General features: G+C 65.2%; 24 protein-coding genes. 9 read left to right on the top strand and 15 right to left on the bottom strand.

Annotation, left to right across the window (positions count from 1 at the left end; translation table 11 throughout):
• Positions 1-27: 27 nt before the first annotated feature.
• Both argB and HDC29_RS12410 read right to left on the bottom strand, forming a co-directional pair.
• On the bottom strand, positions 28-936 hold the full coding sequence (argB, locus tag HDC29_RS12415; protein ID WP_373562801.1) for an acetylglutamate kinase: 909 nt from the start codon (positions 934-936) through the stop codon (positions 28-30).
• Positions 933-1,610, bottom strand: a complete 678-nt coding sequence (locus HDC29_RS12410) for a queuosine precursor transporter (protein ID WP_179497965.1) — start codon at positions 1,608-1,610, stop codon at positions 933-935. The genes argB and HDC29_RS12410 overlap by 4 nt, the downstream gene beginning before the upstream one ends.
• 125 nt (positions 1,611-1,735) lie before the next feature.
• On the opposite strand from HDC29_RS12410, the gene HDC29_RS12405 reads away from it, so the two are divergent.
• From HDC29_RS12405 to HDC29_RS12395, 3 genes are all read left to right on the top strand, one after another.
• Complete coding sequence (locus HDC29_RS12405) at positions 1,736-3,082, top strand: NupC/NupG family nucleoside CNT transporter (RefSeq protein ID WP_179497963.1); 1,347 nt, start codon at positions 1,736-1,738, stop codon at positions 3,080-3,082.
• A gap of 124 nt (positions 3,083-3,206) precedes the next feature.
• Complete coding sequence (locus HDC29_RS12400) at positions 3,207-3,824, top strand: hypothetical protein (RefSeq protein ID WP_179497961.1); 618 nt, start codon at positions 3,207-3,209, stop codon at positions 3,822-3,824.
• Between the two features lie 13 nt (positions 3,825-3,837).
• Complete coding sequence (locus HDC29_RS12395) at positions 3,838-4,158, top strand: MliC family protein (RefSeq protein ID WP_179497959.1); 321 nt, start codon at positions 3,838-3,840, stop codon at positions 4,156-4,158.
• Between the two features lie 9 nt (positions 4,159-4,167).
• On the opposite strand, the gene HDC29_RS12390 is transcribed toward HDC29_RS12395, so the two are convergent.
• From HDC29_RS12390 to gluQRS, 8 genes are all read right to left on the bottom strand, one after another.
• Complete coding sequence (locus tag HDC29_RS12390; RefSeq protein WP_179497957.1) at positions 4,168-4,656, bottom strand: hypothetical protein; 489 nt, start codon at positions 4,654-4,656, stop codon at positions 4,168-4,170.
• Between the two features lie 67 nt (positions 4,657-4,723).
• Positions 4,724-5,326, bottom strand: coding sequence for a bifunctional 2-polyprenyl-6-hydroxyphenol methylase/3-demethylubiquinol 3-O-methyltransferase UbiG (locus tag HDC29_RS12385; RefSeq protein ID WP_179497955.1), 603 nt, complete (start codon positions 5,324-5,326; stop codon positions 4,724-4,726).
• On the bottom strand, positions 5,323-6,189 hold the full coding sequence (locus HDC29_RS12380) for a 3-hydroxyacyl-CoA dehydrogenase NAD-binding domain-containing protein (RefSeq protein ID WP_179497953.1): 867 nt from the start codon (positions 6,187-6,189) through the stop codon (positions 5,323-5,325). The genes HDC29_RS12385 and HDC29_RS12380 overlap by 4 nt, the downstream gene beginning before the upstream one ends.
• A 68-nt stretch (positions 6,190-6,257) precedes the next feature.
• The gene (gene egtD, locus HDC29_RS12375; RefSeq protein ID WP_179497951.1) at positions 6,258-7,244 is read right to left on the bottom strand and encodes an L-histidine N(alpha)-methyltransferase; all 987 of its coding nucleotides are present in this window, start codon (positions 7,242-7,244) and stop codon (positions 6,258-6,260) included.
• A gap of 1 nt (position 7,245) precedes the next feature.
• Positions 7,246-8,511, bottom strand: coding sequence for an ergothioneine biosynthesis protein EgtB (gene egtB, locus HDC29_RS12370; protein ID WP_179497949.1), 1,266 nt, complete (start codon positions 8,509-8,511; stop codon positions 7,246-7,248).
• A gap of 96 nt (positions 8,512-8,607) precedes the next feature.
• Positions 8,608-9,189 carry a cob(I)yrinic acid a,c-diamide adenosyltransferase gene (locus tag HDC29_RS12365; protein ID WP_179497947.1) on the bottom strand — a complete coding sequence of 194 codons (582 nt, stop codon included), beginning with the start codon at positions 9,187-9,189 and terminating at the stop codon, positions 8,608-8,610.
• 9 nt (positions 9,190-9,198) lie between these two features.
• On the bottom strand, positions 9,199-9,423 hold the full coding sequence (locus HDC29_RS12360) for an HIG1 domain-containing protein (RefSeq protein WP_179497945.1): 225 nt from the start codon (positions 9,421-9,423) through the stop codon (positions 9,199-9,201).
• Between the two features lie 9 nt (positions 9,424-9,432).
• A complete protein-coding gene (gene gluQRS / locus HDC29_RS12355) occupies positions 9,433-10,284 on the bottom strand; it encodes a tRNA glutamyl-Q(34) synthetase GluQRS (RefSeq protein WP_179497943.1) in 852 nt (283 codons plus the stop codon).
• Between the two features lie 169 nt (positions 10,285-10,453).
• Between gluQRS and HDC29_RS12350 the strand changes: the two genes are divergently transcribed.
• A complete protein-coding gene (locus HDC29_RS12350) occupies positions 10,454-11,020 on the top strand; it encodes an HNH endonuclease (RefSeq protein WP_037553138.1) in 567 nt (188 codons plus the stop codon).
• 81 nt (positions 11,021-11,101) lie between these two features.
• On the opposite strand, the gene HDC29_RS12345 is transcribed toward HDC29_RS12350, so the two are convergent.
• On the bottom strand, positions 11,102-11,485 hold the full coding sequence (locus HDC29_RS12345) for a hypothetical protein (RefSeq protein WP_179497941.1): 384 nt from the start codon (positions 11,483-11,485) through the stop codon (positions 11,102-11,104).
• 148 nt (positions 11,486-11,633) lie between these two features.
• Here HDC29_RS12345 and HDC29_RS12340 point away from each other — a divergent pair, with 148 nt between their 5' ends.
• Together HDC29_RS12340 and ppc are read left to right on the top strand one after the other, a co-directional pair.
• Complete coding sequence (locus HDC29_RS12340) at positions 11,634-12,044, top strand: YbaY family lipoprotein (protein WP_179497940.1); 411 nt, start codon at positions 11,634-11,636, stop codon at positions 12,042-12,044.
• A gap of 65 nt (positions 12,045-12,109) precedes the next feature.
• Entirely contained in the window at positions 12,110-14,788 is a 2,679-nt protein-coding gene (gene ppc / locus HDC29_RS12335) for a phosphoenolpyruvate carboxylase (RefSeq protein WP_179497938.1), read from the top strand.
• Positions 14,789-14,833: 45 nt separating this feature from the next.
• Here ppc and HDC29_RS12330 read toward each other — a convergent pair whose 3' ends face one another.
• From HDC29_RS12330 to HDC29_RS12315, 4 genes are all read right to left on the bottom strand, one after another.
• Complete coding sequence (locus HDC29_RS12330; RefSeq protein ID WP_179497936.1) at positions 14,834-15,352, bottom strand: hypothetical protein; 519 nt, start codon at positions 15,350-15,352, stop codon at positions 14,834-14,836.
• Positions 15,353-15,503: 151 nt separating this feature from the next.
• The gene (locus tag HDC29_RS12325; RefSeq protein WP_179497935.1) at positions 15,504-16,307 is read right to left on the bottom strand and encodes an SDR family oxidoreductase; all 804 of its coding nucleotides are present in this window, start codon (positions 16,305-16,307) and stop codon (positions 15,504-15,506) included.
• Between the two features lie 154 nt (positions 16,308-16,461).
• A complete protein-coding gene (locus HDC29_RS12320; protein ID WP_179497934.1) occupies positions 16,462-17,580 on the bottom strand; it encodes an acyl-CoA dehydrogenase family protein in 1,119 nt (372 codons plus the stop codon).
• A gap of 3 nt (positions 17,581-17,583) precedes the next feature.
• Positions 17,584-18,765: an acyl-CoA dehydrogenase family protein gene (locus HDC29_RS12315; protein WP_179497933.1), complete on the bottom strand. Its 1,182-nt coding sequence runs from the start codon at positions 18,763-18,765 to the stop codon at positions 17,584-17,586.
• A 171-nt stretch (positions 18,766-18,936) separates the two neighbouring features.
• On the opposite strand from HDC29_RS12315, the gene HDC29_RS12310 reads away from it, so the two are divergent.
• The 3 genes from HDC29_RS12310 (at position 18,937) to HDC29_RS12300 (ending at position 22,651) form a co-directional block, all read left to right on the top strand.
• On the top strand, positions 18,937-19,794 hold the full coding sequence (locus HDC29_RS12310) for an SDR family NAD(P)-dependent oxidoreductase (RefSeq protein WP_179497932.1): 858 nt from the start codon (positions 18,937-18,939) through the stop codon (positions 19,792-19,794).
• A complete protein-coding gene (locus HDC29_RS12305; RefSeq protein WP_179497931.1) occupies positions 19,791-21,251 on the top strand; it encodes an MFS transporter in 1,461 nt (486 codons plus the stop codon). The genes HDC29_RS12310 and HDC29_RS12305 overlap by 4 nt, the downstream gene beginning before the upstream one ends.
• A 110-nt stretch (positions 21,252-21,361) precedes the next feature.
• Positions 21,362-22,651: an acyl-CoA dehydrogenase family protein gene (locus tag HDC29_RS12300; RefSeq protein ID WP_179497930.1), complete on the top strand. Its 1,290-nt coding sequence runs from the start codon at positions 21,362-21,364 to the stop codon at positions 22,649-22,651.
• The last annotated feature ends 18 nt before the right edge of the window (positions 22,652-22,669 follow it).

Here is a 22,669-nt window from a genome sequence, read left to right as displayed (position 1 = left end):
CGGCCGAAAAGGTCGATGGCATCAATGTTAGCGGTGAATGAGCGTCCCCGCACCCCTCGCGGTGAAAATTTCGAGCAGCATCGCGTGCGGAATGCGCCCGTCGAGGATGACCGCCGCCTCGACCCCCGCATCGACCGCGGCGACGCAGGTGTCCACCTTCGGGATCATTCCGCCGGTGATTGTGCCGTCGCCCTTCAGCCCGTCGATCGCGGCGCGATCAAGGTCGGTGAGCAGCGCGCCAGACTTGTCGAGCACACCGGCGACGTCGGTGAGCAGGAAGAAACGCTTCGCGCCGAGAGCACCCGCGATCGCGCCCGCCATCGTGTCGGCGTTGATATTATAGGTCGCGCCATCGGCGCCGAGCGCGACAGGCGCGACAACAGGGATGAAATTGTCGTTCGTCAGGTTGACAAGGATCGTCGGGTCGACCGCGACGGGTTCACCGACGAAGCCCAGGTCGACGTGGCGCTCGATCCCCGAATTGGGATCCGGCTCGGTGCGGCTGACCTTTTCGGCCAGCACGAGGTTCGCGTCTTTACCCGAAATGCCGACCGCGCGGCCGCCGAGTCCTGCGATCCAGCTGACGATTTCCTTGTTGATCTTGCCCGCAAGAACCATCTCGGCGACCTCGGCGGTCGCGGCGTCGGTGACGCGGAGGCCGCCGACGAACGTCGATTCAATGCCGAGCTGTTTCAGCATCGCCCCGATCTGCGGCCCGCCACCGTGAACGACGACCGGATTGATGCCGACGGCCTTCAAGAGCACGACATCTTCGGCGAAGTCGCGCTGCGCTTCGGGATCGCCCATCGCATGGCCGCCATATTTGATCACGAAGGTTTCGCCGGCATAGCGCTGTAGATAGGGCAGTGCCTCGACGAGCGTTTCGGCCTTGGCGAGCAGATCGGGCATTTTAGAGGGATCGGTCATCGATATCATCCGGCGTTTTTCGCATCGAGGCTGCGGCCGAGCGCGACCAACCCGGTGATGACGAAAGGAATGACGAGCACCGAAAGCGCGACCTTGGCGAGCATCTGCCCGCCCATCAGGTTCGCGATCGGGAACACGCCGTAAAAGGCGATGGTGACGAACAGCAACGTATCGACGATCTGGCTCAGGGCGCTGGCGATCGCACCCCGAATAGCAAGCCAGGTCGTGCCCGTGCCGGCGGCTTCGCGTCCCCGGAGCTTGCTGAAGATGGTAACGTTCAGAAATTGCGAGGTGCCATAGGCGACGATCCCCGCCGCCATCAGCCGCGGGCTCTGGCCGAGGACCATGTCAAACGCGGCGAGCCGTTCGGGCTGCATTTCGGGCGACGCCGGAAGCGCGAGCACCAGCGCGGTCAGCATGATCGACAGCACCAGCGGGACGAAACCCCAAAGGACGAGCCGGTTCGCGACCGATTGCCCGTGCAGTTCCGACACTGCGCTCGACAGGGCAACGAGGATCAGGAATGCGAAGATACCCGCCTCGACCGCGAGCCAGCCGCCCAAGGCCACCTGCTTGTTCCCGAGCACGCCGGCGAGCACGACCATGCCGCCATAGACGATCGAGAAAAGGAAGAGCGAGGGTGAAAGCGTGCGCGGCAGCGCCGCCGAGGTCGGTTCGGTCATGCCGCCCGATAGTCGGTTTTACGCAGGCTGGAAAGTCCGAGAAGCACGGCTGGCCGCGCGCCCCTTGCCCCGCCGCCAAAGCCCGTTATTCAGGCCCATTAACTTGCGGGGGACGCATTGACATCATGGAACGCCTGATCGGTCTGCTCGGCATCGTCGTATTGCTTGCGATTGCCGTGCTTTTTTCATCGAACCGCCGCTGGATTCGCCCGCGCATCGTCGTTCCCGCCTTCCTGCTCCAGGCCGGTTTCGCAGTGCTCGTAATCGGCACGCCATGGGGGCGCGCGGTGATCCAGGCGATGTCGAACGGCGTGTCGAACCTGCTGGGCTATGCCAAGGCGGGCACCGATTTCATCTTCGGCCCGCTCGCATCGCCCGAAATGGGGGCGAACAGCTTCGCGATCGCCGCGCTTCCGGTGATCATCTTCTTCGCCTCGCTAATCTCGATCCTCTATTATCTCGGCATCATGCAGCTGGTGATCAAATGGGTCGGCGGCGCGATTCAGAAGGTCACCGGAATCACCAAGGTCGAAAGCCTCGGCGCCGCGGCGAACATCTTCGTCGGCCAGTCCGAATCGCCGCTGGTCATCCGTCCCTATCTCGCCGGCCTCACCCCTTCGCAGCTCTTCACTATCATGACGGTCGGCATGGCGGGCGTCGCGGGCACCATCCTCGGCGCCTATGCGAGCATGATCGGCGAGCAGTTGCTCCCCTATTTGCTCGCGGCAAGCTTCATGTCGGCGCCCGGCGGCATATTGATGGCCAAGATCATGATGCCCGACGATCCGAAGGATCTCGGCATCGAGCCGGTGATCATGCCCGAGGCCAGCCACGACGAGGAAAAGCCCGCGAACATCATCATGGCGGCGGCGCAGGGCGCGCAGACCGGCGTCAAGCTCGCCGTCGCGGTCGGCGCGATGGTTCTTGCCTTCGTCGCGCTCGTCGCGCTTGCCAACGGGCTGCTCGCCGGCATCGGCGGCTGGTTCGGCTATGAAGGCCTCTCGTTTCAGGCGGTGATCGGCGCGATCTTTCGCCCCGTCATGTGGCTGATGGGCGTGCCGTGGGACGAAAGCGCGACCGTCGGCGGACTGTTCGGCAGCAAGATCGTGCTCAACGAATTCGTCTCCTTCATCGACCTCGGCAAGGTGCAAGGCGACATGTCGATGGCTGCAGTCGCGATCGCCACCTTTGCACTTTGCGGATTCGCCAATTTCAGCTCGATCGCGATCCAGATGGCGGTGACCGGCGGGCTCGCCCCAAACCAGCGCCCGATGATCGCCAAGCTCGGCCTGAAGGCGCTGCTCGCCGGCAGCCTGTCGAACCTGATGTCGGCGGCGCTCGCTGGGCTGATGCTCGGTATCGCGCCGCCGCTCGCGACACCTCCCAACGAACGCCCCGTGCCCGAAGCATCGGTATCCGCCTCGACACCCGAAACGGCGGAATTGGCAACGTCCCCCAAGACGGCGCCCTGATCTAACGTGCGATGCCGCGTTGGCTTTCGCCGGTCGCTGGGAAAATTTGCAAGCTCCCTCGGGATAACGTAAACTTCCGGGACATAACGAATCTCCGGGTCGCGCCGCAAAATGGGAGGCTGTGATGAAAACCGCTTGTCGTTTGTCGATCCTTGCCGCGGCTGCGGCGTCGATAGGGGCGGGGTTCCTTGCCACGTCGAACGCGCAGTCTCCCGAAGACCGAATGGCCCGGCCGCCCGAAGCGACCATCTATCGCGATGCGGGATATCGCGGCCCGGCGGTGTTCATCGGCGAAGCGAAATCGAACCTCGGCCTCGCGTGGCCGGTCAATTCGATCCGGGTTCCGACCGGGCGCTGGGAACTTTGCGAGAGGACGCGCTATCGCGGCAATTGCCGGACGGTCGATCGCGATACGCCGATGCTCAATAATGTCCTGCGCGGCATCACGGTCCAATCGATGCGTCCGGTAGGTTCGGGCGGCGGCGGAGGCTGGAACCCCAATCCGCCGGCCAACGATCAGGTCGCGCGCGGCAATTTTGCCGAATTCCATACGCAGCCCTCGACCGGCAACTATCGCATCCTCGCCTGCACGCGCGGTTCGGCAACCGCCAATTGCGCGGCGCAAGCGGCCGATAACTGGTGCCGTTCGATCGGCTGGAACGGATCGGCGCGCGAGCATATGGAGACGGTGAGCGGGCGGGTTTATCTCGCCGACGTGCTGTGCGTCCGGTCGGGTTATTGAAGGGGAAGGCGACATGAGGACGACATCTGCTTTCGCGGCGGGCGCCGCAATTCTCGCGCTTAACGCCTGTTCATCGGTGCCGCCGCGCAACACCGGCACCAGCTATGAATGCAACGCGGGCACACGGCTCAAGGTCGATTATGTCGGCGACGGCGCGATCGTGCGCGTCAACGGCGGGCGGACGCTCGTGCTCAAATCAACGCCAGCGAACCGCGGCCAGATTTACGAGAACAAGAGCGGCGTGCGGCTGCAGCGCAACGGCAATGAGGTGACATGGAACACCGCGGCGCGCTCAGCGCCCGAGCGCTGCCGCGTTGTCTACACGCCGCTCTGAGAAGCGCGATCAAGGCCGCGCTGGCGCCTTGCAACCACGCTCAAGCCCGACGCCTTTGAGAAAGCCCCGACGCACCGTCCCCGCATAAACGGCGAGTGCGTAGCGGCGCCGTTCGGCATTGGCGCCGGTTACCTCGCCGATCAGCCCGCGAAAGGGAATGATGCCGCCCGCCACCGTTCCGGCGACGCGACCGGCGGTTTCCTCGCGCTTTTTCGCGCGGCTCTTGTCGACTTGCTCGTTGACATCCGCACCGAGCACTTCGTCGAGCTCGCGCACTTCGCGGATGATAGCGGCGCATTTGCCGAGACCTGCCAGCGAATAGGGATCGCCCTGCACTTCGAGCAGCTTGGGAGGAACCTCCTTGCCGTCGAATGGCTCGGTCACCGAATTGGCCGTATCCTTGATCGTCGAATCTTCGGGGGCACCTTGCTGGGCATGCGCCGATGCAGTTCCGACCAGCAAGATTGCCGCGAGAGCGAGGAAGGCCTTGTTACGCATGATCAACTCATCCCCTACATTTCGCATATCCAACGCACCCGATGCCTTTCGGCTCCGTCGGCCGCCCCTATAGGGCGCGGCGCGCGATAATTTGAACCCATGGCCCCTGCACCCCGTCATAGCCACCGCCAAGCCCTTCCGTGAGATCGAGGCCATCCCAGGGTGCGGCGTCACGATAAGCGGCTTCGAGTTCCTCGCGCGCAAAATAGTTGAAATAGCGTCCGAAACGGTCTCTTCCTTCGCGTCCGCCACCCTTGTAGCTCGCGAAATGCAGTCCGCCGGGCTTTAGCGCGCGATGGATGCGCGCAAGTACGTCGGGAAGATCGCCACGCGGAACATGGAGCAAGCTGGCCGACGCCCATATGGCATCGTAGCGTTCGGCGACGGCGAGTTCGCCGAAGCGCATCACACGAACCGGCCTGCCGAGCCGGGCCTCGGCCTGAATCGCGATCTCGGCCACTCCATCCGTCGGATCGACCATGAAGCCGCGCGCGATCATGTGCGCGGCATCGCGGCCGCCACCGCAGCCGAGTTCGAGAATCTTGGCGCTTTCGGGCAACCGGTCGAGGAAGGAATCGAGATGACGCGCGGCGCCCGTCGGGCCCGACGCCGCATAAACCGGCGCTTCGGCCGCATAGAAGGCAAGGGTCCGGGCGTCGTAGCCACTCACCGCGTGGGCAGGGGCTCGGGACCGCTCCAGTCGTAGAAACCGCGGCCCGCCTTTTTGCCGACCCAGCCCGCATCGACATATTGGACGAGCAAGGGCGCCGGGCGAAATTTCGGATCGCCGGTGCCGCTGTAGAGCACGCGGATGATTTCGAGGCAGGTGTCGAGCCCGATGAAGTCGGCGAGCGTGATCGGGCCCATCGGATGATTGAGGCCGAGGCGGCAGCCGGTGTCGATGTCTTGCATCGTCGCGACGCCTTCGCCGAGCGCGAACACCGCTTCATTGATCATCGGCATCAGCACGCGATTGACGATGAAGCCCGGCGCGTCGTTGGCGTGGACGATTTCCTTGCCGAGCCCGCGGCCGAAGGCCTCGACCTTTGCCAGCGTATCGTCGCTCGTCGCGAGACCGCGGATCAGTTCGATCAGGCCCATGACGGGCACCGGGTTGAAGAAATGCACGCCGATGAAGCGCGCCGGGTCGGGCGCAGCCTGCGCGAGACGCGTGATCGGGATCGAACTGGTGTTCGAAGCGAGGATCGCGGTCGCCGACAGATGTTGGCCGACGCTGGCGAAGATCGTCCGCTTGATTTCCTCGCGCTCGGTCGCCGCCTCGATCACGAGATCGGCGGGGGCGAAGGCCGCATGGTCGGCGACGGGGGTGATGCGGCCCAGCAGCGCGTCGGCGTCGGCCTGTGTCGTCTTTTCTTTTGACACCAGACGGCCGAGCGCCTTGGCGATGCCCGCCTTGCCCGCGTTGGCGCGCGCGATGTCGATGTCGGAGAGGAGCACGTCGTGGCCGGCGCCCGCCGACACCTGCGCGATGCCCGCACCCATTTGCCCCGCCCCGATAACGCCGACGATCATATCCTGCCCTTTCGCTGACAATCTGCCCGTGGCCTTACGGCTTCGAACAGGGGCGTCAAGGGTGAGCGTCAGGGGGCGGAGCGGAACTCGGTCGCTTCGGCCAGGATCAGGGCAAAGGCGGGGTCGGCGTCGTCCCAGGTCGCGATCGGTGTCCAGCCGCCGGCGCGGAGCAGCAGGTTCGCGTCGCGGGGCCCGTATTTATGGCTGTTCTCGCTGTGGATCGTCTCGCCCTTCGCCAAATGATAGCTGTGGCCGTCGACGGTGAAATCCATGTCGCATGCGGCGACGAGATGCATTTCGATACGCGCGTGGACATCGTTCCACACCGCGCGATGGCTGAAATTCTCCACCGCGATATCGCCGCCGAGTTCGCTGTTGATCCGTTCGAGGAGGTTGAGATTGAAAGCAGCCGTCACCCCCGCCGGGTCGTCATAGGCGCGTTCGAGGATGCCGATATCCTTGATCCGGTCGACGCCGATGAGCATCAGCGCCCCGTCGCCGAGCGCGCTGCGCCAGTTGCGCAGGAGGTCGATCGCGGTGCGCGCGACCATGTTGCCGATCGTCGAGCCGGGGAAAAAGCCTAACTTCGCAAGTGGGCAGATTTCGCGCGGCAAATCGACGCGCTGGGTAAAGTCGGCCTCCACCGGATAGATGGCGAGTCCGGGGAAGCGCGCCGCGAGCGCCTCTGCGCTGTCGCGGAGGAAATCGCCCGAAATATCGACCGGCACATAGGCGGCGGGGTCGATCGCGTCGAGGAGCAGCGGCGTCTTGGTCGAACTGCCCGAACCGAGTTCGACGACCGCACGGCCGGGGCCGATCGCCGATGCGATATCGGCGGCGTGGCGCGTCAGCAGGTCGGTTTCGCTGCGCGTCGGATAATATTCGGGGAGCGCGGTGATATCCTCGAACAGCGCCGAGCCGGTCGTGTCGTAGAACCAGCGCGCGGGAATCGCCTTCGGCCGTTGCGAGAGGCCAGCGTGGACGTCGGCGCGGAAGGCGATGTCGACGCCGGTGTCGTCGGCCGAAACCTGACGAAGATTGCGCACAACGCCCATGTCAAAGATCCTTTGCGAGCCGCACGCCGGTGAATTGCCAGCGCTGGTGGGGGTAAAAGAAGTTGCGGTAGGAGGCGCGGCAGTGACCGCGCGGGGTCGCGCAGCTGCCGCCGCGGAGCACGAACTGGCCGCTCATGAATTTGCCATTATATTCGCCCACCGCGCCGGGGGCGGCGCGGAAGCCCGGATAGGGGCGATAGGCGCTGCCGGTCCATTCCCAGACGCTGCCGAACATCTGTTGCAGGCCCGTGTCATCGGCGAGCGGCGCAGGTTGGGCAGGTCCCGCGGCGTCGAGTTGCTGTCCGCCGTCGGGGTCGAAGGACGCGGCGGCAGTTTCCCATTCAGATTCCGTCGGCAGGCGCGCACCGGCCCAGCTCGCGAAGGCGTCGGCCTCGAAAAAGCTGATGTGGGTCACGGGCGCGGCGGGGTCGATGCCCTGCCAGCCCGCGAGGGTAAAATTCTGACCGTCCCGCCAATAGGCCGGCGCCTCGATGCCTTCGGACTGCACCCATGCCCAGCCGTCGCTGAGCCAGAGCGCGGGCGTGCGATAACCGCCGTCGGCGATGAATTCCTGCCATTCGCCGTTCGTCACCGGGCGGCTGGCGAGCGCGTGCGGGGTGAGCAGCACATGGTGGCGCGGCCCCTCGCAGTCGAAGGCGAAGCCGTCGCCCGCATGGCCGGCCGCCGCAATGCCCTCGGCGCCCTTCACCCACCTCATCGCGGAAAACTGCGAAACTTCACGCGCGATCGGCGTTTCCCACGCCGCCGGACCGAGCGGGTTTTGCGCGAAGAGATGCTTCAGGTCGGTGAGCAGCAATTCCTGATGCTGCTGCTCGTGATGGATGCCGAGTTCGACAAGCGCGAGGGCGGAGGGCGGCAGATCGGGCAGCGCGTCCCGCACCGCCGCATCGACATGCGCGCGCCAGACGCGCACCTCGTCGAGTGAGGGGCGCGTCAGCAGACCGCGATGCGGGCGCGCGTGGCGCGGCCCTTCGGCCTCATAATAAGAGTTGAAAAGATAGGGGTATCGCTCGTCGAAAAGACGATAGCCCGGCACATGGTCGCGCAGGATGAAGGTTTCGAAGAACCAGGTCGTGTGCGCGAGGTGCCATTTGGCGGGCGAGGCGTCGGGCATCGACTGCGCGCTCGCATCCGCATCCGAAAGCGTGCCCGCGAGATCGAGCGAGAGGCGCCGCGTCGCGGCGAAGCGCCCAGTCAGCGCCTCGATCGGGTCGGTGCGGGTCGAAGCATCGGTGCGGCTGGCCATGTCGAGACAATCCCCCGAGGTGCGATTCGGTTTCGCGGTTCGTCGGATTATGGTTACAGGGCGCGGAATTGTCTAGAACATTTAGGGAACGCCGGTTCAGCGCGTCGCGCCGGGTTTCCAGAGGATGTCGCCGCCCGCCGCGGCGTTGAGGTGCCGGGTGAGCACGAAGAGATGGTCCGACAGGCGGTTGAGGTAACCCAGCGCGAGCGGGTTGAGCTTGCGCCCTTCGCCCGCCGCGACCGCGGCACGTTCGGCGCGGCGCGCCACCGCGCGGGCGAGGTGGAGCCGCGCGGCGGCTTCGGTGCCGCCGGGCAGGATGAAGCTTTTGAGCGCACCGAGCGCCGCGTTCATAGCGTCGATCTCGTCCTCCAGCCGCGCGATCTGGCTCGGCACGATGCGCAGCGCCATGTCGTGCGGGCCAAAGCCGAACTGGATGTCGGGCGGGGTCGCGAGGTCGGCGCCGAGGTCGAACAGCTCGTTCTGGATTCGCGACAGCATCGCGGCTTCGTCGCGCGCCGGGTCGAGCGCGGCGGCGGCGAGACCGACCCAGCTGTTCGCTTCGTCGACATCGCCGATCGCCGCCATCAGCGCACCGGACTTGGCGATGCGCGACCCATCGACGAGGCCCGTCGTGCCGTCGTCGCCGGTGCGCGTATAGATCTTGTTGAGCTTTACCATTGCCGGGATTTAGCTGCCGGCAGCAAACACGCCGATCAGCACGAGCAGGATGATGGTGATCGCCTGCCACTTCACCCGCGACATCATCATCTTGTTCTGCATCACCTGATTCTCGTGGACCGTGCCGTCCATCTGGGCCTTGTGCCCCTGCGAGAAATAGAAGAGGCCCCGCGCGAGCGAGAAGAGGACGAAGCCGGCGGCGATGACGACGCCAAGGACGAGCAGGATTTCCATAAACCCTATCTAGGGATTTTGCAGCGAATAGCCAGTGGGAAGCCGGTCCGCCGCCAAATCGGCGGCGAGCGCGCGGCCGGCGATGCCCGCATCGCGCAGTCCCTTGAGCGATGCCGCGGCGTCGCGCTTCGCCAGCCTTTTGCCGTCGGGTCCGCAGACGAGCGCGTGGTGACGGTAAACCGGCGCCGGCAGGCCGAGCAGCGCCTGCAACAGCCGGTGGATATCGGTCGAGGCGATGAGGTCGGCACCGCGGATCACATGCGTCACGCCCATCGCGGCATCGTCGAGCGTGCTCGCGAGATGATAGCTCGCGGGCGCGTCCTTGCGCGCGAGGACAATATCGCCGTGCGCCAGGGGGGCGGCGGGACGAAGCCCCTGCTCCATCTCCTCCCATTTCAGGTCGCCCGCAAGCGCCGCGGCGCGCGTCATGTCGAGGCGCCAGCAATGCGGTTCGGCCGCCATGCGCCGTGCGCGCTCGGCGTCGGAAAGGTTGCGGCAGGTGCCGGGATAGGTCGCACCAGACGGGCCGTGCGGCGCCGACAGGCTGGCGGCGATATCGGCGCGGGTGCAAAAGCAGGGATAGACGAGGCCGCGCGCGCAAAGATCGTCGAGCGCGGCGACATAATCGCCGAGCCGATCCGACTGGCGTACCGGATCGCCGTCCCGGTCGAGGCCGAGCCAAGCAAGGTCGGCAAGCGCGGCCGCGACAAACTCCTCGCGCGAGCGGCTGCCGTCGATATCGTCGATGCGAATGCGGAAGCGCCCACCCGCCCCGCGCGCCGCGGCGTGCGCCAAAACCGCACTATAGGCGTGGCCGAGGTGGAGTTCGCCGGTGGGGCTGGGAGCGAAGCGGGTCAGCATCTTCGGTCCCATGAATCCATATGCTGTGCCAAGTCAAAGTGAATCATCCATATCTTGCGACAGATGCCCTCTTGACGGCAGAATCTGATCGGGCATGTAATGATGGTGTCACGCGCGGGAGGCAGTGGCGCGCCATCCCGTGAAGAAATGGGGGCAGCGTTATTTAGCCATGTTCCATCCCGATCTTGCCCGGCACCCCGATAGCTGTCCGGCGCTCGTTCTCAACGCCGATTACACGCCGCTCAGCTATTATCCGCTGAGCCTCTGGCCCTGGCAGACCGCGGTGAAGGCGGTTTTTCTCGACCGCGTCACCATCGTCGAGAATTACGAGCGCGAGATTCATTCGCCGACGCGGACGATGCCGATCCCGAGCGTCATCGCGCTGCGCCAATATGTGAAACCGTCGGAGCATCCGGCGTTCACGCGCTTCAACCTGTTCCTGCGCGACCGTTTCGCGTGCCAATATTGCGGGTCGGGCAAGGACCTGACGTTTGACCATGTCGTGCCGCGCCGGCTGGGCGGGCGCACGACGTGGGAAAATGTCGCGACCGCCTGCGCCCCATGCAACCTGAAAAAAGGCGGCCGCACCCCGCAACAAGCGCATATGCCGCTCTATCGCCAGCCGTGGCGACCGACGAGCTGGCAGTTGCAGGACAATGGCCGGGCGTTTCCGCCCAATTACCTCCACACGAGCTGGATCGACTGGCTGTATTGGGATGTTGAACTCGAAGGCTAGGCTGCGGCGCTTTGGACATGGAGGCTTTGGGGTGGTTTACGGTCTGGCAGCTCAACGGTTTAGAGCCTTAGCTGCCGTTGATCAGTCACTACGCATGAAAAAGCCTTGTGTGAACATCGCATAGAGAATCGCAATTAGTGCGAGCGCGGCCACGAAGCTTCCTAAAGGAACGTGCGTCGCTTGATGCTCACCACGGTTAATCTCATTCGGATCGTAGCCGGCCTCGAGCCCTTCCAGATCCGCCAGTGCTTCGGCGATGTTTCGCCGCTGCTTGTCGGCATAAACTTTGTCTTTTGCACGGATGTCGTCATCGTCTGCCCAATGGCTGAGTCTTTGCCATGCCACACGCTCTAGCTCTGCTAGGCCTTTAGGATCGGGTGCGGCAGCGAATAACTCATTGTTCGTGATGTTGCCGTCGGCTAGCGCTCGCTTCATCATGTCAATCAAGGTGAGCCGGGTGTTCATGCGGTCATCATGGCACCGCTAGGCAGTGCCTGCAAATAGACTGCGCCAGTTCGTTGCTGAACGACTGAGTTCGGTCGATTGCGGTCTTCCATCTCTGGGTTGCGCGCTGTAAACCTTTACCCTTGGGGACGGTTTCAAGGAGACTAAAATGGTTCGCGCGGTCTTTTTCGGGGTTTCCGCCCTTTCGCTCGCCGCGTGCGCAACCACGCCCGCCGAGCGGCCCGTGACCGTCACCGGCAGCATCACCTATCGCGAGCGGATCGCGTTGCCGCCGACCGCGCAGGTCGAAATCACCCTAGCCGACGTCAGCCTGGCCGATGCGCCATCGACGACGATCGCGCAGCAGGCGTTCACCGCCGACGGGCGGCAGGTGCCCTTTGCCTTTTCGCTGACCGTCGATCAGCGCCGGCTCGACCCGCGCCACAGCTATGCGGTGTCGGCGCGCATCAGCGATGCGTCGGGACGGCTGATGTTCATCACCGACACGCGCAACAGTGTTGCGTTCGATGGCCGCCGTGCGATCGATCTGGGGATGTTGATGCTGGTGAAGACGAACTGAAATAAGCCGCGCATAGCTATGCGCGGCTTGACCCTGCACCTTCGCAGGTGCAGCAAGTTGGGCCCATGGGCCCACCTATCCAGATCTCGCAAAATCCCGACATCCGCTATTTGGGGCGGATCCTCGGCGACGTCATTCGCGCCTATGGCGGCGACAAATTGTTCCGCCAGACCGAATATATCCGCTCATCGAGCGTCGACCGGCATCGCGGAATCGCGGGGGCCGAGGCGATCGACCCGGGGCTCGACGCGCTGAGCCTCGACGACACGATCGCCTTCGTGCGCGGTTTCATGCTGTTTTCGATGCTCGCCAACCTGGCCGAAGACCGGCAGGGGGTGGCGGCCGAGCCCGAGGCGACGGTCGCCGCGGCGCTGGAAAAGCTGAAAGCCGACGGGATCGACAGCGATGCGGTCGCGGCGCTGCTCGGCGCCTCGCTCGTCGCGCCGGTACTGACCGCGCACCCGACCGAGGTGCGGCGCAAGTCGGTGCTCGATCACAAGAACCGCGTCGCCGAGCTGATGCGGATGCGCGATGCCGGGCTCGACGAAACGCCCGAAGGCGATGTGATCGAGGACGCGATCCGCCGGCAGGTCGTCCTCCTGTGGCAGACGCGCCCGCTGCGAACCGAAAAATTGTTCGTCGCCGACGAGATCGACAATGCGCTGACCTATTTGCGCGACGTCTTCCTGCCCGTGGTGCCCAAGCTTTACGCGCGGTGGGAAAAGGAGCTGGGGCAGCGCCCCGCGAGCTTCCTGCGCGTCGGCAGCTGGATCGGCGGCGACCGCGACGGCAACCCCTTTGTCACCGCCGAAACGATGCGCATGGCGACCGCGCGCAACGCCGCGGCGGTGATCGGCCATTATATCGACCAGGTCCACGCGCTCGGCGCCGAGCTGTCGGTGTCGTCGAGCCTCGCGCCGGTGCCCGAAGCGGTCGAAGCCTTGGCCGAGGCGAGCGGCGACGGTGCGCCGAGCCGCAGCGACGAACCCTATCGCCGCGCGCTGTCGGGCATTTATGCGCGGCTGTCGGCGACCTATGCGGCGATCACCGGCAAGGCGCCGCCGCGCCCCGCCGCGCTGAAGGGCGAGGCCTATGCCACCCCCGCCGATTTCCGCCGCGACCTCGTCACCATCGCGAACGGCCTGTCGGCGAGCGGCAAGGGCCAGCTCGCGGGAATCGGCGCGCTGGGGCGGCTGATCCGCGCGGTCGAGGTGTTCGGCTTCCACCTCGCGACGCTCGACATGCGGCAGAACAGCGCGGTGCACGAACGCGTGCTCGCCGAGCTGCTTTCGGTATCGGGCGTGTGCGCCGACTATCTGGCGCTGGACGAGGAGGCGCGGGTCGCGCTGCTCACCGCCGAACTGGCGAGCGACCGGCCGCTCGCGGCGCCGTGGCACGAGTGGAGCGAAGAAACCGCGGGCGAGCTTGCGATCGTCCACGCCGCCGCCGATGTGCGCGCGCGGCTCGGCCCCGACGCGATCTGCCAGTGGATCATCAGCATGGCGCAGGACCTGTCCGACCTGCTCGAAGTCCATGTCCTCGCGCGCGAAGCGGGGCTGTGGCGGAGCGGCGGCGACGCGGGCAAGTCGAACCTGATGGTCGTGCCCTTGTTCGAGACGATCGCCGACCTCGACAAGGCGCCGGCGATCATGGCGCGCTATTTCGCGATGCCCGAAATCGGCCCGCAGGTCGGGCAGCGCGGGCATCAGGAAGTGATGATCGGCTATTCGGATTCGAACAAGGACGGCGGTTACATGACCTCGACCTGGGGGCTGCACCAGGCGTCGCAGGCGCTGACCCCGGTGTTCGAGGAGTTCGACACGTCGATGCAGCTGTTCCACGGCCGCGGCGGCGCGGTCGGGCGCGGCGGCGGCAGCGCCTTTGCCGCGATCCGCGCGCAGCCCGCCGGCACGGTGCAGGGACGCATCCGGATCACCGAACAGGGCGAAGTGATCGCGGCGAAATATGGCACGATCGATGGCGCCGCGACAAATCTGGAAGCGATGGTGTCGGCCAGCCTGCTCGCGAGCCTCGAGCCCGAGGCGAAGAGCGACGCCGATGCCGCGCGCTTTGCCGAGGCGATGGACGCTTTGTCCGACACCGCCTTCGCGGCGTATCGCGGGCTCGTCTACGACACGCCGGCGTTCAAGGATTTCTTCCGCGCGATGACGCCGATCGCCGAGATCGCGACGCTGAAGATCGGGTCGCGGCCGTCGAGCCGCACCAAATCGAACGCGATCGAGGATCTGCGCGCGATCCCGTGGGTGTTCAGCTGGGCGCAGGCGCGCACGATGCTGCCCGGCTGGTACGGCACGGGCGAGGCGTTCGCGGCGTTCGAGGACAAGGCGCTGCTGACCGACATGGCGGAAAGCTGGCCCTTCTTCGCCGCGCTGCTCGGCAATATGGAGATGGTGCTCGCCAAGTCGGACATGGGGATCGCGTCGCGCTATGCGGGGCTCGCAAGCCATGTCGAAGGCCATGCCGCGATCTTCGGCCGCATCAAGGACGGCTGGAACCGCGCGCACGACGGGCTGCTGGAGATCACCGGCCAGACGCGCCTGCTCGAGCGGAACCCGGCGCTCGAAGCGTCGATCCGGCTGCGGCTGCCCTATATCGAACCGCTCAACCTGCTCCAGATCGAGTTGATGAAGCGCCACCGCGCGGGCGAGACCGACCCGCGCATCGCCGAGGGCATCCAGCTGACGATCAACGCGATCGCGACGGCGCTGCGGAACAGCGGGTAAGCGCCCAGCGCTTCGTCGCGATGCTCGTCGCAATGACGTGGAGGGTCAGATCTTCGTAATCACCACTTCGCCCTTGGCGTTCGCGCCGTCGGGGGCGAATTTGATCGTGAAGTCGGCGCCGTCCTTGTCCTTGCCCGCGAGCGTGTCGCCGGCGCGCGTGACCTTGACGCCCTTTTTGGCGAATTCGCCCGCCATCCAGTCGGCGGCCTTCGTCGGCGCGGCGGGCGAGGTGAAGCCGAGCTTGACCGTTGCCTGATCGGCGCCGGCCTTGTCGCTGGCGTTGACATCGACCTTGGTCACCTGACTGCCGGGGTAGAGCGTCACGCCGTCGATGTCGAAATCGCTCGCGACATCCAGGTCGACGAAATCGGGGACGTCGATATTGATCGCGGCGCCATCGCCGCCGATGCGGATCTTCCCGCCATCCTTGCCGGTCTGGATCTTGATGCCGCCGCCATCGCCCTCGGCATTGATCGAGACTTCGGTGCCCTCCCCGGCCTTCTTCTCCTCCGACCCGCAGGCGGCGAGGAGCATCATCGGGGGGATCAGAAAAGCGAAACGCATGGCTGGGCTCCTTGGTGCATTATCTGAATAATACACCTCCGAAGCAGACGAGTCAATCGCGTCATGCCGGACTTGATCCGGCATCCATAACAGCGGCGCGGTCGTGGACCCCGGATCAAGTCCGGGGTGACGGACGGCAGATACCGCAGAATCAGGCGTCGATGCTGGTCTTCAAATCGCCGTGGACCAGCCCGCCGTCGACGGTGATCGTGTCGCCGACGACATAGTCGCCCGCCTTCGACGCGAGGAAGATCGCGGCGCCGGCCATATCCTCGGGCACGCCGATGCGCTTGACCGGGATGCTTTTTGCCACCGCATCGCCATGGTCGCGCGCGGCCTTGTTCATGTCCGACTGGAAGGCGCCCGGCGCGATCGCGGTGACGAGGATATGGTCGGTGACCAGCCGCGCCGCCATGCGCTTGGTCAGATAGAGGATCGCCGCCTTCGACGCGTGATAGCTGTAGGTTTCCCACGGGTTCAAACGCATGCCGTCGATCGAGCCGATGTTGATGACCTTCGCGGGGCGATCGGCGGTGCCGCCGGCCTTGAGGAGCCCGTGCAGCGCCTGCGTCAGGAAGAAGGGCGATTTGACGTTGATGTCCATCACCTTGTCCCAGCCCGCTTCGGGAAAGCCCTCGAAGGGTTCGCCCCACGCGGCGCCGGCATTGTTGACGAGGATGTCGAGTCGCTCCTCGCGCGCTTCGAGTTCCTTGGCGAGCGCGCGGCAGCCCTCGACGGTCGCGAGGTCGACGGGCAGACCGATCACCTTGCCAGGATAGCGCGTCTCGAAATCGGCCACGGCTTCCTCGATCTGCGCGGTCTTGCGCGCCGAAATGTAGACGCGCGCGGCGCCCGCGGCGAGATAGCCCTCGACGATCATCTTGCCGATGCCGCGCGAGCCGCCGGTGACGAGCGCGATGCGGCCGTCGAGGCCGAACATTTGCTGGAGGTTCATAAGCTTGGCTCCTTAAAGCCCCTCCCCTTCAGGGGAGGGGTTGGGGTGGGGGCTCGCGGCATGGCGCAAGGCCGATGGCCCCCACCCGCTGCGACTAAGCCAGCAAGCTGGCAAGTCTCGCTGCCCTCCCCTGAAGGGGAGGGCGTAGTCAAAATCAGTAGCCGTTCATGCGCGCGACCTGGTCAATATGGTAATGCACGTCGCCCATATATTCGGCGAGCGCTCGGTCGCGTTTCATATAGAGGCCGATGTCATATTCGTCGGTCATGCCGATGCCGCCGTGCATCTGGACGCCCTCGCGCACCGCGAGGTTCGCGGCGCGGCCGGCCTTCGCCTTGGCGACCGAGACCATCAGCTTCGCGCCTTCGCTGCCCTCGTCGAGCAGTTGCTGCGCCTTCATCACGGTGGCGCGCGCGACTTCCATCTCGCCATAGAGATGCGCGGCGCGGTGCTGGAGGCCCTGGAACTCGCCGATCAGCTTGCCGAACTGCTTGCGTTCCTTGAGGTAATTGACCGTCATGTCCATCGCGCCCTGCCCGACGCCGACCATTTCGGCGGCGGCGCCGGTGCGGGTGGCGGCGAGCAGCGCGTCGAGGATGTCGCCGCCCGCATCGACTTCGCCGATCACGGCGTCGGCATCGACCTCGACGCCGTCGAGCGTGACATGGCTCGCAAGACTCGAGTCCACCAAGCGGCGCGGATCGGCGGTGACGCCTTTCGCATCCTTCGGCACCGCGAAAAGCGTGATCCCGCCGTCGGTCTTCGCAGCGACGATGCTCATATCGGCGACATGGCCGTGGAGGACGAAGCTCTTCTTGCCGTCCAAACGAAACCCGTTGCCGGCGCGCGTCGCCGTCGTCGCGATGCGGTCGGGGCGGTGCTTCGCGCCTTCATCGATCGCGAGCGCGACGATCGCTTCGCCGCTCGCAATGGCCGGAAGCCAGCGGCCCGCCTGCGTGCCGCCGGCCTTCGCCAGCGCGGCGACCGCGCCGACACCGGTCGAGAGGAAAGGCGACGGGGTCAGGTTGCGGCCGATTTCCTCGAGCACGATGCCCGCCTCCATATGCCCCATGCCGAGCCCGCCGTGAGCTTCGGGAACGAGCATCCCGGGCAGACCCATTTCGGTGAACTGCGCCCAGAGGTCGCGCGAAAAGCCGGTCGCGTCGGCGCTGTCGCGAAGCCCGCGCAGGTGCGACACCGGCGCCTGTTCGGCCACGAAAGGCGCGACGCTGTCCTTGAGCATCGCCTGGTCGTCATTGTGGTACAAAGGCATGGGTCAGGCTCCGGGCAGGTCGAGGATACGCTTGGCGATGACATTGAGCATGACTTCGCTCGTGCCGCCTTCGATCGAATTGGCCTTGGTGCGCAGCCAGCCGCGCGCGCGCGCGCCGCCCTTGGTCTCTTCGCTGTCCCATTCGAGCGCTTCGCTGCCGCCGCCCGACATGACGAGTTCGTGGCGGCGCTTGTTGAGCTCGGTCCCGACATATTTCATCATGTTCGACGACGCCGGATGCGCGCGGCCGGTCTTCCACATGTCCATGAAGCGTTCGCCCATGGCCCTGTAGGCAAAGACGTCAACGTCGAACGCCGCCATTTCGGCGCGCAGGATCGGGTCGTCGAGTTCTCCGGAAGCATTCTTGCCGAACGCCTTGGCAAAGGCGCCGCCGATGCTGACCATGTCGCCGCCGGCGCCGCCGCCCGAGATCATCTCGCGTTCGTGGCCGAGCAGATATTTGGCGACGTCCCAGCCGCGGTTGATCTCGCCGACATATTGCGTCTTGGGCACTTCGACATCGTCGAAGAAGGTTTCGCAGAACGGCGAGTTGCCGCTGATCAGGAGGATCGGCTTGGTGGTGACGCCCTTGCTCTCCATGTCGAAGAGCATGAAAGTGATGCCCTGATATTTATTCGCCTTGTCGGTGCGGACGAGGCAGAAGATCCAGTCGGCCTTGTCGGCGTAGCTGGTCCAGATTTTCGACCCGTTGACGACCCAATGATCGCCCCTGTCCTCGCCGAAGGTCTGCAAGGACACGAGATCGCTGCCCGAACCGGGTTCCGAATAACCCTGGCACCAGCGGATTTCGCCGCGCGCGATCGGATTCAGATACTGGACCTTCTGTTCCTCGGTGCCGAATTGCAGCAGCGCGGGGCCGAGCATCCAGATCCCGAAGCTGTCGAGCGGCGAGCGCGCCTTGATGCGCTTCATTTCCTGTTTGAGGATCTTGGTCTGTTCGGGGGTCAGCCCGGCACCGCCATAGGCTTTGGGCCAGTCGGGCACCGTATAGCCCTTGGACACGCAGGCATCGAGCCACTGTTTCTGCGCTTCATTTTTGAATTTGAATTTGCGCCCGCCCCAGCAGACGTCATCCTCGTCGCGGATCGGCTCGCGCATTTCGGCGGGGCAATTCGCCTCCAGCCATTCGCGCACCTCGGTGCGGAAAGCGTCCAGTTCGCTCATCCTTTTGGCTCCTCTTCTGCGCGCAAACCTACGTCCGCTTGGCTGCTTTACGCAAGCGTCAACTTGGCGGGGCGCACCTGCCGTTACGGCGCCGTAGCGTCCGTCAGGCCGACGTTGACGCGTCACCTTTGGCGCCTAAGCTAAGTGGCAAAAGAAAACGGGAGCAGAGATATGCGATTCGCAGGCAAGGTCGCCGTCGTCACCGGCGCAGCATCGGGTATCGGCAAGGCAAGTGTGCTCAAACTGGCGGGCGAAGGCGCGCATGTCTTCGCCGCCGACATCGACGAGGCGGGCGGGCGCGCCCTCGCCGAACAGTCGAACGGCAAGATCGAATTTATCCGCTGCGACGTCACGAAACCGTCGGACATCGAAGCGCTGATGAACGCCGCCGCCGCGAAAGCGGGCGGGATCGATATCGTGTTCAACAATGCCGCCGCGGGCGGCGACCGCGCGCCGATCGACGAGATCACGCCCGAGGGCTGGGACCGCACGATGGACCTCGTCCTCAAGTCGGTTGCGATGGGCATCCGCTACGCCGCGCCGCATATGAAGCATCGCAAGGGTGCGAGCATCGTCAACACCGCGAGCGTCGCCGCGCTGGGCGCGGGCTATTCGCCGATCGCCTATGCGGTGGCGAAGGCGGGGGTGCTGCATCTGTCGAAGGTCGCGGCCACCGACCTGGCGCAATATGGCATCCGCGTGAACGCGATCTGCCCCGGCTTCATCAACACCAATATCTTCACCGCCTCGCTCGAGGTGCCGGGCGAGCTCAAGACGCAGGCGAATGAAGTGATCGCGCAAATGAGCGCCAACGCGCAGCCCGTCGCGCGCGGCGGCCAGCCCGAGGATATCGCCAACGCCGTCGCCTATCTCGCGAGCGAGGAGTCGAGCTTCATGACCGGCACCCACCTGCTCGTCGACGGCGGGCTGACGATCGGCCAGCGCCACGCGTGGGACAAGGAAACGCCGGGCATGTTCGACGCCCTGCTTGCGATGGAGGAAGCGGCGAAAGCCGGAGCCTCCGCGTGAGCGCGGCGACAATCGCGGTTCCGCGCCCCGAGCGCCTGCCCGTCTGGCTGAAGGCCACCCACGGGCTTGGCAGCATCGCCTATGGCGTCAAGGATAACGGGTTTTCGACCTTCCTGCTGCTCTTCTACAATCAGGTTATCGGGCTCGACGCGGGCATCGTCGGCGCCGCGATCATGGTCGCGCTGATCGCCGACGCCTTCGTCGATCCGGTGATCGGCGAACTCACCGACCGCACCCGCAGCCGCTGGGGGCGCCGCCTGCCCTGGCTCTATCTCGCTCCCATCCCGCTCGCAATTGCATGGATGTTGCTGTGGAGCCCGCCCGCGATGAGCGACACGATGACGGTCGCGTGGCTGATCGGCTTTGCGATCATCGTCCGGTCGCTGGTGTCATGCTGCGAAGTGCCATCGGTCGCGATCGTCCCCGAACTGACCGGCGATTATGACGAGCGCACCGCGGTGATGCGCTATCGCTTCCTGTTCGGCTGGGGCGGCGGGCTGCTCATTCTGCTGCTCGCTTATGGGGTTTTCTTCGGCGGCGCCAAGGGGCTTGTCGATCCCGCGGGCTATTTCCCCTATGCGCTCGCCGGGGCGCTGATGATGGCCGGCGCGGTGCTCGTTTCGGCGGCGGGGCAGCACAAACGCATCGCGGTGTCGAACGTCGCCGATGTGAAGCCCAAAACGACGCTGCGGCAGGTGCTCGGCGAGATGCGCGACACGCTGTCGAACCGGGCCTTCCTGTGGCTGATCTTCGCGGCGCTGTTCGGCTTCATCAATCAGGGCATCACCTTCTCGATGAACAATTATCTGCTCGGGTTTTTCTGGCAGTTCACGCAGGGCGAGATGGTCGCCTATGTCTTCCTGCTGTTCGCCTCGATGATCGCGGCCTTCGTGCTCGTCGCGCCGCTCTCGGCAAAGCTTGGCAAACGCGACGGGGCGATTTTCGCCGGCGCCGTCGCGCTGCTCGTCAACAGCGGCATCTATTTCGCGTGGATCCAGGGCGTCTTTCCAGGCCTGCCCGGCAAGCCGAGTGTCGCGACGATGTTCGCGCTGGTGTTCGTGTCGAACAGCTTCTCGATCATCCTGATGATCCTGTCGTCGTCGATGATGGCCGACGTTGTCGAGGCGTCGCAGAGCGAGACGGGGCGCCGCTCCGAGGGACTGTTCTTCGCCGGCTATTTCTTCATGCAGAAATGCGCGACCGGAATCGGCATCTTCGTCGCCGGGCTGATCCTGTCCTTCGCGGCCTTTCCGGCAAATGCGAAGCCCGGCGAGGTCGGCGGCGACGTGCTCGGCAATCTCGCGCTCGGTTATGCGCTCGCGGTGCTGATCATCGGGACGATGGGGCTGATCGTGATGCGAAAATTCCCGATCTCGCGCGCCGACCATGAAGCGCGGCTGGCGTTGCTGGGCGATGCCGCGCGCGCCGAACCCGACGCCAGCGGGGCGCACCCCTGAAGGAAAAATACGCTGGCTGACCAAATGAGGTAATTTTCGGACCGCAGGACTTGGCAAGGCCGGCGAATCGGTCCAAAGGTTTACGTGAACGTAAAGGGAAGGATGCGGAGATGGATTTCGATCTCACCGACCGGCAGGTCTATTGGCGCGACCGCGTGCGCGATTTCATCGAGCGCAAGGTTCGCCCCGCGGTCCCGACCTATAACGAGCAGGACAAGGCCGGCGATCGCTGGAAGGTGATCCAGATCGTCGAGGACCTGAAGGCCGAGGCGAAAGAGGCCGGCATCTGGAACCTGTTCATGCCGCCCAAGTCCGCCGCGCACCATCATGTCGACGAGACGTTCGAGTTCGAGGGACCGGGGCTCACCAACCTCGAATATGCGCTCTGCGCCGAGGAAATGGGCCGCGTCGGTTTCGCGAGCGAGGTGTTCAACTGCTCGGCGCCCGACACCGGCAATATGGAAGTGTTCCACCGTTACGGCACGCGCGCGCAGAAGGACAAATATCTCGGCCGCCTGATGAACGGCGAGATCCGGTCGGCCTTCCTGATGACCGAGCCGCGCGTCGCCTCGTCCGACGCGACCAATATCGAAACGCGCATCGAGCGCGACGGCGACGACTATGTGATCAACGGCACCAAATGGTGGTCGTCGGGCGCGGGCGATCCGCGCTGCGAGGTCGCGATCGTGATGGGCAAGACCGATTTCGCCGCCAAGCGCCATGCGCAGCAGTCGATGGTGCTGATGCCGCTCGACGCTCCCGGCGTGAACATCCTGCGCCACCTGCCCGTCTTCGGTTATGACGATGCGCCGCACGGCCATATGGAAATCGAGCTGAAGGACGTGCGCGTCAACGCCGAGGACGCGATGCTGCTCGGCGAGGGCCGCGGGTTCGAGATCGCGCAGGGGCGCCTCGGGCCCGGCCGCATCCATCACTGCATGCGCACGATCGGCGTGGCGGAAGAAGCGATCGCCAAGATGGCGAAGCGGCTCCAGTCGCGCGTCGCCTTTGGCCGCAAGGTCGCCGAATACAGCATCTGGGAGCATCGCCTCGCCCGCGCGCGCATCGACATCGAAATGACGCGCCTGCTGTGCCTGAAGGCCGCCGACATGATGGACAAGGTTGGCAACAAGTCGGCCGCGGCCGAGATCGCTATGATCAAGGTGCAGGCGCCGAACATGGCGCTGAAGATCATCGACGACGCGATCCAGGCGCATGGTGGCGGCGGCGTGTCGGAGGATTTCGGGCTGGCCAAAGCCTATGCGCATCAACGGACTTTGCGACTCGCCGACGGACCCGACGAAGTGCACGAACGCGCGATCGCGCGGATCGAATTCGCCAAGCATAGCGAAGCGAGCGAGCCGGGCTTCTCGTCGGGCGACATCGGGGTTTCGCGTTAAAAGCAGCATTCGGAGAGA

This window comes from Sphingopyxis sp. JAI108 (assembly GCF_013410105.1).
Taxonomy (GTDB): domain Bacteria; phylum Pseudomonadota; class Alphaproteobacteria; order Sphingomonadales; family Sphingomonadaceae; genus Sphingopyxis; species Sphingopyxis chilensis.
This window is presented reverse-complemented; position numbering and strand designations above follow the sequence as displayed.

Bases quoted from the DNA above. Each gene is read 5' to 3' on its own strand.
- HDC29_RS12400 (WP_179497961.1), top strand. From the start codon at position 3,207: ATGAAAACCGCTTGTCGTTTGTCGATCCTTGCCGCGGCTGCGGCGTCG.
- HDC29_RS12360 (WP_179497945.1), bottom strand. From the start codon at position 9,423: ATGGAAATCCTGCTCGTCCTTGGCGTCGTCATCGCCGCCGGCTTCGTC.
- gluQRS (WP_179497943.1), bottom strand. From the start codon at position 10,284: ATGCTGACCCGCTTCGCTCCCAGCCCCACCGGCGAACTCCACCTCGGC.
- egtB (WP_179497949.1), bottom strand. From the start codon at position 8,511: ATGGCCAGCCGCACCGATGCTTCGACCCGCACCGACCCGATCGAGGCG.
- egtD (WP_179497951.1), bottom strand. From the start codon at position 7,244: ATGGGCGTTGTGCGCAATCTTCGTCAGGTTTCGGCCGACGACACCGGC.
- HDC29_RS12405 (WP_179497963.1), top strand. From the start codon at position 1,736: ATGGAACGCCTGATCGGTCTGCTCGGCATCGTCGTATTGCTTGCGATT.
- HDC29_RS12310 (WP_179497932.1), top strand. From the start codon at position 18,937: ATGCGATTCGCAGGCAAGGTCGCCGTCGTCACCGGCGCAGCATCGGGT.
- HDC29_RS12340 (WP_179497940.1), top strand. From the start codon at position 11,634: ATGGTTCGCGCGGTCTTTTTCGGGGTTTCCGCCCTTTCGCTCGCCGCG.
- HDC29_RS12365 (WP_179497947.1), bottom strand. From the start codon at position 9,189: ATGGTAAAGCTCAACAAGATCTATACGCGCACCGGCGACGACGGCACG.
- HDC29_RS12345 (WP_179497941.1), bottom strand. From the start codon at position 11,485: ATGAACACCCGGCTCACCTTGATTGACATGATGAAGCGAGCGCTAGCC.
- HDC29_RS12300 (WP_179497930.1), top strand. From the start codon at position 21,362: ATGGATTTCGATCTCACCGACCGGCAGGTCTATTGGCGCGACCGCGTG.
- ppc (WP_179497938.1), top strand. From the start codon at position 12,110: ATGGGCCCACCTATCCAGATCTCGCAAAATCCCGACATCCGCTATTTG.
- HDC29_RS12410 (WP_179497965.1), bottom strand. From the start codon at position 1,610: ATGACCGAACCGACCTCGGCGGCGCTGCCGCGCACGCTTTCACCCTCG.
- argB (WP_373562801.1), bottom strand. From the start codon at position 936: ATGATATCGATGACCGATCCCTCTAAAATGCCCGATCTGCTCGCCAAG.
- HDC29_RS12395 (WP_179497959.1), top strand. From the start codon at position 3,838: ATGAGGACGACATCTGCTTTCGCGGCGGGCGCCGCAATTCTCGCGCTT.
- HDC29_RS12320 (WP_179497934.1), bottom strand. From the start codon at position 17,580: ATGCCTTTGTACCACAATGACGACCAGGCGATGCTCAAGGACAGCGTC.
- HDC29_RS12330 (WP_179497936.1), bottom strand. From the start codon at position 15,352: ATGCGTTTCGCTTTTCTGATCCCCCCGATGATGCTCCTCGCCGCCTGC.
- HDC29_RS12315 (WP_179497933.1), bottom strand. From the start codon at position 18,765: ATGAGCGAACTGGACGCTTTCCGCACCGAGGTGCGCGAATGGCTGGAG.
- HDC29_RS12325 (WP_179497935.1), bottom strand. From the start codon at position 16,307: ATGAACCTCCAGCAAATGTTCGGCCTCGACGGCCGCATCGCGCTCGTC.
- HDC29_RS12390 (WP_179497957.1), bottom strand. From the start codon at position 4,656: ATGCGTAACAAGGCCTTCCTCGCTCTCGCGGCAATCTTGCTGGTCGGA.
- HDC29_RS12350 (WP_037553138.1), top strand. From the start codon at position 10,454: ATGTTCCATCCCGATCTTGCCCGGCACCCCGATAGCTGTCCGGCGCTC.
- HDC29_RS12380 (WP_179497953.1), bottom strand. From the start codon at position 6,189: ATGATCGTCGGCGTTATCGGGGCGGGGCAAATGGGTGCGGGCATCGCG.